Source organism: Cellulomonas sp. B6, assembly GCF_001462455.1.
Lineage (GTDB): Bacteria > Actinomycetota > Actinomycetes > Actinomycetales > Cellulomonadaceae > Cellulomonas.
The window spans coordinates 1-2512 of sequence record NZ_LNTD01000225.1; the positions used below are offsets into that span (position 1 = coordinate 1).

Genomic DNA, 2512 nt, shown 5'->3' on the forward strand with positions numbered 1-2512 from the left:
GGAGTCCTCGCGGCCGACCGCGCCGCGGCGTCCGTCGCGGCCGTCCCGTGGTCGGCGCTCGCGCTGCTGCTCGTCGTGGTCGCGGGGGCGGTCGTCGTGGGGCTGCGCGGCGGCGGCCGGGTCCGGCGCGCCGCTGCGGACGGTGCCGCTGCCGACGGTGCCGCTGCGGACGGTGAGGACCGGCCGGACGACGACGCGCCGACGGCGCCCGGTGCGGACGCGCCGTCGGCGACCGGCGCCCTCGGCGGCTGAGCGTCAGTCGGTCCCGTGCACCGCACCCAGGTCGGCGAACATCGCGCGGTTGAGACGGAACGCGAGGCGGGCCTCCTCGACCACGTCGTCGCGCTGCGCGGGCGTCAGGTCCAGCGCGTCGAGCTGCTCGCGGTAGACGTCCTTGAACGGCTTGAGCTTGTGGATCTGCGGGAAGTCGTAGAACGACACGCCGTCGCCGTCGAGCCCGTGGTGCCGCTGGATCATGCGCTTGAGCACCTGCCCGCCCGACAGGTCGCCGAGGTAGCGCGTGTAGGCGTGCGCGGCGTAGCGGGGCAGGTCGTCGCCGACCTCCTCGAGCCGGGCGACGTACGCGGCGGTCGCGGGCAGCACGCGCACGTGCGCGCGCCAGTCGGGCCCGTGCAGGTGCGCGAGGTCGGCCTCGATGGCCGGGACGCGCTCGAGCTCGGCGAAGACCAGGCCGCCGTCGGCGCCCGCGGCGCGCAGGCGGTCGCCCGCGGCCTCGAGCGCGCGGTAGACCGCGTGCTGCTGGGCGGCGAGATCGGCGTACCCGGCGAGCGGCAGGCGGCCGTCGACGAGGTGCTCGACGAACGACGAGCGCTCGGCCGCCTCGTGGTCCGCGCGCGTCCCGGCACGCAGCGCGGCGGACAGGGGCACGTCCGCGGTCGCGGGGTGCCGCTCGTCGGTCTGTGCGGTCATGGCGGGCTCCTCGGTCCGGGTGCGACGGCGTCGCGACGGTTGCTGACAGAACGTCAGGACCCCACCGTAGATCAGGTGAGGCTGCCCTAACAAGACCGCGCGTCCAGGTGCGTCGTGCCCGGGCCCCGGACGGTCCGGGCGGCGGGGGCCGTGCCCGCCCTATCCTGGGCGGCGGCCGGGGTCCCGCACGCAGCGGCGCCGCCGCGCCACCCGACGACACCCCGGCGGCCCGTCGACCGCCCCGCCCGGAAGGCACCCCGTGGTCCTCACGCCCGCCGCCCCGCCCGCCCTGCGCATCGCCGTCCTCGGCTGCGGCGTCGTCGGCACGGAGGTCGTGCGTCGCCTGGTCACGGAGGGCGACGAGCTCGCCGCGCGCACCGGTGCGCGGCTCGAGCTCGTCGGCGTCGCCGTCCGGTCGCTCGACGCCGAGCGCGACCCGGTCGTCGACCGCGCGCTGCTCACGACCGACGCCGAGGACCTCGTGGCCCGCGCCGACGTCGTCGTCGAGCTCATGGGCGGCATCGAGCCCGCGCGCTCGCTCGTGCTGCGCGCCGTCGAGCACGGCGCGTCCGTCGTGACCGCCAACAAGGCGCTGCTCGCGCAGGACGGTCCGACGCTCTACCAGGCGGCCGACGCGGCCGGCGTCGACCTGTACTTCGAGGCCGCGGTCGCCGGCGCCATCCCGATCGTGCGCCCCGTGCGCGAGTCCCTGGTCGGCGACACCGTGCAGCGCGTGCTCGGGATCGTCAACGGCACCACCAACTACGTGCTCGACTCGATGACCACCACGGGTGACGGGCTCGACCAGGCGGTCGCCGAGGCGCAGGCGCTCGGCTACGCCGAGGCCGACCCCACCGCCGACGTCGAGGGCTACGACGCCGCCGCGAAGGCCGCGATCCTCGCGTCGCTCGCGTTCCACACGCGCGTCGCGCTCGACGACGTCGAGCGCGCGGGCATCACGGGCCTGACCGCGCAGGACGTCGAGTGGGCGGGGCGCACGGGCCACGTGCTCAAGCTGCTCGCGGTCGCCGAGCGCGCGCACGACGACGACGGCACCGCGGGCGTGCTCGTGCGCGTGCAGCCCACGCTCGTGCCGTCCGACCACCCGCTCGCGGGCGTCCGCCAGGCGTTCAACGCGGTGTTCGTCGAGGCCGAGGCCGCCGGCGAGCTGATGTTCTACGGCCGCGGCGCGGGCGGCGCGCCCACCGCGTCCGCCGTGCTCGGCGACCTGGTGTCCGTCGCGCGGCACCGCGTGCTGGGCGGCAAGGGCCCGGTCGAGTCCTCGCACGCCGACCTCCCGGTGCTCGACGCCGGGCACGCGCGCTCGCGCTACCAGGTGCGGCTCGAGGTGGACGACCGCCCGGGCGTGCTCGCGCGCGTCGCGCACGCGCTCGCGGACCAGGACGTGTCGATCGAGTCGGTGCGCCAGACGCCCCAGGCCACCGGCGACGACGCGTCCGCGACCCTGGTCATCACGACCCACACCGCCCCCGTGCGCGCGCTGCGCGAGACCGTCGACGCGGTCGCCGCGCTCGACGTCGTGCGCCGCGTCGTGTCCGTGCTGCCGGTGCTCTGAGCGCCC

Annotated in this window: 3 protein-coding genes; 2 read left to right on the top strand and 1 reads right to left on the bottom strand. The window is 76.9% G+C overall.

What is annotated here, in order from left to right; genetic code table 11:
- A partial coding sequence (locus ATM99_RS19505; RefSeq protein ID WP_223305213.1) for a hypothetical protein occupies nucleotides 1-252 on the top strand: 252 nt, incomplete at its 5' end.
- Between the two features lie 3 nt (nucleotides 253-255).
- Here the strand turns inward: ATM99_RS19505 and ATM99_RS16490 are convergent.
- Nucleotides 256-930, bottom strand: a complete 675-nt coding sequence (locus ATM99_RS16490) for a heme oxygenase (biliverdin-producing) (protein WP_062101373.1) — start codon at nucleotides 928-930, stop codon at nucleotides 256-258.
- Nucleotides 931-1189: 259 nt separating this feature from the next.
- On the opposite strand from ATM99_RS16490, the gene ATM99_RS16495 reads away from it, so the two are divergent.
- Complete coding sequence (locus ATM99_RS16495; protein WP_062103924.1) at nucleotides 1190-2506, top strand: homoserine dehydrogenase; 1317 nt, start codon at nucleotides 1190-1192, stop codon at nucleotides 2504-2506.
- Nucleotides 2507-2512 lie beyond the last annotated feature (6 nt).

What these genes read in the sequence shown, in the direction of transcription:
- ATM99_RS16490 (WP_062101373.1), bottom strand. Translation starts at nt 930, where the DNA reads ATGACCGCACAGACCGACGAGCGGCACCCCGCGACCGCGGACGTGCCC.